Origin of the sequence: Marinitenerispora sediminis (assembly GCF_003336425.1) — a bacterium.
Classification (GTDB): Bacteria; Actinomycetota; Actinomycetes; order Streptosporangiales; family Streptosporangiaceae; genus Marinitenerispora; species Marinitenerispora sediminis.
In genome coordinates this window covers 1-4957 of sequence record NZ_QEIO01000239.1, presented here as the reverse complement: position 1 = coordinate 4957, position 4957 = coordinate 1, and the positions used below count along the sequence as shown (strand labels likewise).

At 77.1% G+C, this 4957-nt stretch carries 4 protein-coding genes; 2 read left to right on the top strand and 2 right to left on the bottom strand.

What is annotated here, in order from left to right:
- Window positions 1-325: 325 nt before the first annotated feature.
- Window positions 326-730: an SSI family serine proteinase inhibitor gene (locus tag DEF28_RS28645; RefSeq protein WP_233515538.1), complete on the top strand. Its 405-nt coding sequence runs from the start codon at window positions 326-328 to the stop codon at window positions 728-730.
- A 49-nt stretch (window positions 731-779) separates the two neighbouring features.
- Here DEF28_RS28645 and DEF28_RS25510 read toward each other — a convergent pair whose 3' ends face one another.
- Window positions 780-1541 (bottom strand): TIGR03943 family putative permease subunit, encoded by a 762-nt coding sequence (locus DEF28_RS25510; RefSeq protein WP_114400690.1) that lies wholly within the window; start codon window positions 1539-1541, stop codon window positions 780-782.
- A complete protein-coding gene (locus DEF28_RS25505) occupies window positions 1538-2650 on the bottom strand; it encodes a permease (protein WP_114400689.1) in 1113 nt (370 codons plus the stop codon). Before DEF28_RS25505 ends, DEF28_RS25510 begins: the two co-directional genes overlap by 4 nt.
- Window positions 2651-4115: 1465 nt before the next feature.
- Here DEF28_RS25505 and DEF28_RS25500 point away from each other — a divergent pair.
- Window positions 4116-4907 carry a 3-hydroxybutyrate dehydrogenase gene (locus DEF28_RS25500; protein ID WP_114400688.1) on the top strand — a complete coding sequence of 264 codons (792 nt, stop codon included), beginning with the start codon at window positions 4116-4118 and terminating at the stop codon, window positions 4905-4907.
- Window positions 4908-4957 lie beyond the last annotated feature (50 nt).

Below are 4957 nucleotides of genomic sequence, written 5' to 3'. Positions count from 1 at the left end.
CGCCGTGGAACCCCGCAGCTCCGTGGTCCCCGTCATCGCGGCTGCCATCGGAGTCCCCGTGAGCGCCGCCATGCCCGACGACGCCCGCCCTTCGGCGTCGACGCCCAGGGCGGGCGGACCGGCGCAGCGGCACGGGAGCTCCCCACCCGGAGTCGCGCGGTGCCCGTGCCCGCCACACCCGGACGCCGGGGTCCCGGACCGCGGTAAAAGTCCCGGCAGCAAACGGCAGGAACCCCCGACAAGCGACGTTCCGTCACGGTTTAATGACCCGCAGTGGCGACGGCGGACGCGCGTCCGCCCGACAGAGACGAGGAGACGAGGGATCGTGCGGAAACGACAGTTGGGGGCCCTGCTGGCGGCGGCGGCCGTGGCGGCCGCGGGCGGAGTGGCGGCGGCGCCGGCGGCAGCGGCGCAGCCCGCGAGCGCGGCGGGGGCGCGCCTGGAGCTGACCATCACCCCGGAGCACGGGGAGGGCGAGCGGTCCGTGGTCCTGGAGTGCGGGCCCGCCGGCGGCAGCCATCCGCGGGCCGCCGAGGCCTGCGAGACCCTGGCCAGAGCGGGGGGCGACTTCGGGCGGGTCCGGGCGCGCTCCGGCGCCTGCACCATGCAGTTCGACCCGGGAGTCCTGCGGGCCGCGGGCCACTGGTACGGCACCCCGGTGGACTACCGCAGGGACTTCAGCAATCCCTGCGTCGCAGGGAACGAGACCGGCGGCGTCTTCGAGTTCTGACGCCCGCGCCCGTGCCGCCCGGTGGGGCGGCACGGGCGGCCGGCGCTGCTCACTCGTAGGGGTCGGGCGGGTTCTCCACCTCGGCCATCTCGGCCACCGAGAACCGGTGGTCCCGGATGTCCTGGATGTCGCCCTCCGGTTCCACCCAGGTGCCGTCCACCTGCCACCAGCTGTCCTTCGGCGGCTCCGGCTGGTCGGTGATGAGGACCCGGTTGACGATGGCGTCGGCCGCGCAGCACGCCATCTGCAGCCGGGCGAGGTACCAGCCCTCGCCCTCCGGGTTGGGCACCACGAACCCGGTCAGCCGCACGGTCCGCCCGGCCAGGGTGCGCTCCTGGTCGGTCCACGCCCGCATCACGAACTCCTGGAGCTCCATCTCCCGCGGCTCCGACGGGTCGCCCCAGTCCTCGTCCAGGTCGTCCAGCGCCGCCGCGGAGTCGCGCGGCGGCGCGGTCGCGGCGCCCGCCGCGGTGTAGGCGCCCAGCGCCGGGGGGCTGACGACGAACACCGCGACCACCGGGAGCAGCAGCAGCCACGCCACCCCGGGGGCGCGGTGCCCGTGCCCGTGGGAGTCGGCCCCGTGCCCGGAGTGGTCCGGCTCCTCGGCGGCGTCCGCCGCAGCCGGCCCGGCGGCGCGCAGGTCGACCGCGATCGCGATGACGCCGAGCGCCACCAGCAGCACGCCGGCCGCCGCCAGGAACGGGCGGAACGCCGCCTGCACGTAGTTGAGGTACAGGTCGGACGCGAGGGTGCAGCTCAGCGCGGCGGCACCGAGCAGGACGAGCACGATGCCCTGGGCGATCCGGTTCACAGCAGCAGCCCTCCGACGGCGAAGCTGAACAGCAGGGTGAGCACCAGGGTGAGCGGCACGAACCGCCGCACGAACGCCCAGCCGAACGTTCCGGCCTGCAGGGCGATCAGCTTGAGGTCGACCATCGGCCCCACCACGAGGAACGCGAGCTGGGCGGTGCCGGAGAACTCGCTGAGGCTGGCGGCCACGAACGCGTCGGCCTCGGAGCAGATCGACAGCAAAACCGCCAGCGCCGCCAGCACGAGCACCGAGACCACCGGCATGTCGGCGACCGCCGCGATCCAGTCGCGCGGCACCATGACGTTCAGCGTCGCGGCCGCCAGCGCGCCCACCACGAGGAACCCGCCCGCGTGCATGAGGTCGTGCTGCATCGACTCGCGGAACACCGTCCAGCGCGAGGCGCCGGGATCGTGGTGCGCGCGGGGCGGACGCAGCCAGCCGGAGCGGCCGAACCGCGCCCACAGCCACCCGACCACGACCGCCGCGCCGAGCGAGGCGACCAGCCGCGCGACCACCATCTCCGGCCGGTTGGGGAACGCCACCGCGGTGGCGACGAGCACCACCGGGTTGATCGCCGGCGCGGCCAGCAGGAAGGTCAGCGCCGCGGCCGGCGCCACCCCGCGCCGGATCAGGCTGCCGGCGATCGGTACCGAGGCGCACTCGCAGCCGGGCAGCACGGCACCGGCCACGCCGGCGACCGGCACCGCCGCGGCCGGGTGCCGCGGGATCACCCGCCGCCACAGCGAGGCCGGGACGAACGCCGTCAGCGCGGCCGACAGGGCCACCCCGAACACCAGGAACGGCATCGCCTGCAGGCTGATGGCGGTGAAGATCGTGGCCCACGCCAGGAACGCCTCGTGGGTCAGCCGGTCCGACAGCCAGGCGTGGCCGGCCCCCATGAGCGCGATGAACGCCGCGAACAGCCACACGGTCGCGGTGCGGCGCGGCCCGGTGGGGCGTCCCCAGTCGGGTGGCGGGAGGTGCTCGTCCTCGCGGTCGCTCCAGCCGGCGATGGTGTCGCCCAGGGAGGAGGAGCGGACCGGGGATCCCGCAGACCTGTCCGGCACGGAGGAGTCCTTGTCGTCGTTCGGCGGTGGGTCCGCACGCATCGTACCGGGAATCGTTTTCACTCCGGTCCGAAAACGCCCGCCCGCACCGCCGCGGGCGGATGCCGCGACGTCTCCGGTACCGGCCCGCCCCGCGGCCGCGACGCCCTGCGGAGCGGGCCCTCCCGTCCCCGCACGCCGGCTCCGGGCCCGGCTCCGCTGTGACCAGCCGGCCGGTCCCGACCGGTGGAGGCGCCGGGTGAGGTCCTCGTCCAGCTCGGCCGTGCGGCCCAAGGGCCGCGCGGGTCGCCGCCCTCATCGTCGGGCCTTGTAGGCCGCGGCGGAGAAGCGGAACCGCACGGGACCTCGGCGAGCGGCCGCCCGGTGGTGCCGGTGATCCGGCCGGTGACGGTGCCGGGGCTCCGCACCCCGGCTGCCTCGGGGCGGACCCGACGGGTGCCCGTGCCACGGCCGCGACCGCGGCTCGCCCGGTCCGGAGGGTTCGGAGCCATGCCCCGATGGCCGGGGCCGGGACGGCGGCCTCGGACCGTGGGGGGAGCTTCGTCGAATCGGGTGGCCGCCGCCCGCTTGGGTCTGAGCCGGTTCGTCCCGCCCGCCGCCGCGTGCCGGTCGCCGTGGCCAGCCCGGTCGGTTCCTCTCGCGCCGGGCCGCGTCCTCTTCTTCGCGGCCCCGGCCGCGTGCTGGGCGCGCACCAGGGTGGAGTCCACGCAGGCGTCGAGGCGTCCGCCAGCGGCGACGATGCGCGGGGCCTCGGAGACCCCCGTCCCCGGTCGCGTCCGGCGGCCAGCGGCGTCGCCCGGCCGCGGCGGCGGCCGGGCGACGTACCGGCCCTCTCGCCGCCGCGTCCCCTGGCGGCCAGGGGGAGCAGGACGCCGTACCCGGGCCCCGGCCGGGTCCGCCAGTCCCCCGGCACTGCCCGGGGGCGCGCCAGTCCGGGCGGGGTGCTCATCCGGCCTTCGCTGACTGGGCCGCGCCCCGCCCGGTCCACGCGCGCGATCGGGCCCGGCCCCGACACGCTCGCCGGCCGCTCCCCCGTCCGGGTGGCGGCCAGCCCGGTCCTTCAGGCTCCGCGCATGGCCCGGCGCGCCCGAGGCCGCGCCGGACCCGCTGCCCGACACCGCCCGGACGGGACTCCGCTCCTTCGGCGCCGCCGGGGTTCCCGTGCTGCCCGTGGTGCCCGGCGCGGTGAGCACCGGTGTCCTCGCCAGGTCGGGCGCGGCCGCACGCCTCCCCTCGCGGCCGCCGAGCCGGGAGCGGGCGGCGCTGTACCGGGTGCGGCGGGCGGCTGGCGCCGGGGCGGACGCTGCGGCGCGGGCGCCCGGAGCGGTAGGCGAGCGGCCTGTTCGGAGCGCCGTTCCCGGCTCCCGGTCCCGGCCGCGGCGCGGTCCGGCGGCCCGGTCGGCGCAGGCGGCGGCGCCGGGGGTGGGCCGCGCGCACACCGGTCGATCACCACATGTATGGCCCCGCACTATGGGCCAGGTCACATCCACGGCCTAGCGTGACGCCCATGCACGCCGACTCACCCGTCCCCGTCCCGACTCCCACCGCCGTCGCCCTCGACCTCACCGGCCGGAGCGCGCTCGTCACCGGTGCCGCCAGCGGCATCGGCCGCGCCTGCGCCGCGCGGCTCGCCGCCGCGGGCGCGCGGGTGCACCTGGTGGACGTCGATCCCGACGCGCTCGCGGTGGCCGCCGCCGCCGTTGGAGGCACCGCCCACGTGGCCGACCTCACCGACGAGGCCGCGCTCGCCGGCCTGCCCGCCGAGGTGGATGTGCTCGTGAACAACGCCGGGACGCAGCACGTGGCGCCGATCGAGGACTTCCCGCCCGAGGTGTTCCGCAGCATGCACGCCCTGATGGTCCTCGCCCCGTTCCTGCTGCTGCGGCGCGTCCTGCCGCACATGTACGCCCGCGGATGGGGCCGGGTCGTCAACATCTCCTCGGTGCACGGGCTGCGCGCCAGCCCCTACAAGTCCGCCTACGTCTCCGCCAAGCACGCCCTGGAGGGCCTGAGCAAGGTCACCGCCGTCGAGGCGGCGCCGCACGGGGTGACCAGCGCCTGCGTCTGCCCCGGCTACGTGCGCACACCGCTGGTGTCCCGGCAGATCGCAGCGCAGGCGGCCGCCCACGGCCTGCCCGAGGAGGAGGTGACCGAGCGCGTCCTGCTGGACCGGCCGGCCCTGAAGCGGCTCATCGAACCCGAGGAGGTGGCCGAGGCGGTCGCCTGGCTGTGCACGCCGCAGGCCAGCTACCTCACGGGGTCCTCGCTCTGCCTCGACGGCGCCTGGACGGCCACCTGACCGGCCGGCCGCCCTCGCCGCCGGCGGCGCGCCGCCGGCCCCCTCGCCCC

Bases quoted from the DNA above. Each gene is read 5' to 3' on its own strand.
- DEF28_RS25500 (WP_114400688.1), top strand. From the start codon at position 4,116: ATGCACGCCGACTCACCCGTCCCCGTCCCGACTCCCACCGCCGTCGCC.
- DEF28_RS25505 (WP_114400689.1), bottom strand. From the start codon at position 2,650: ATGCGTGCGGACCCACCGCCGAACGACGACAAGGACTCCTCCGTGCCG.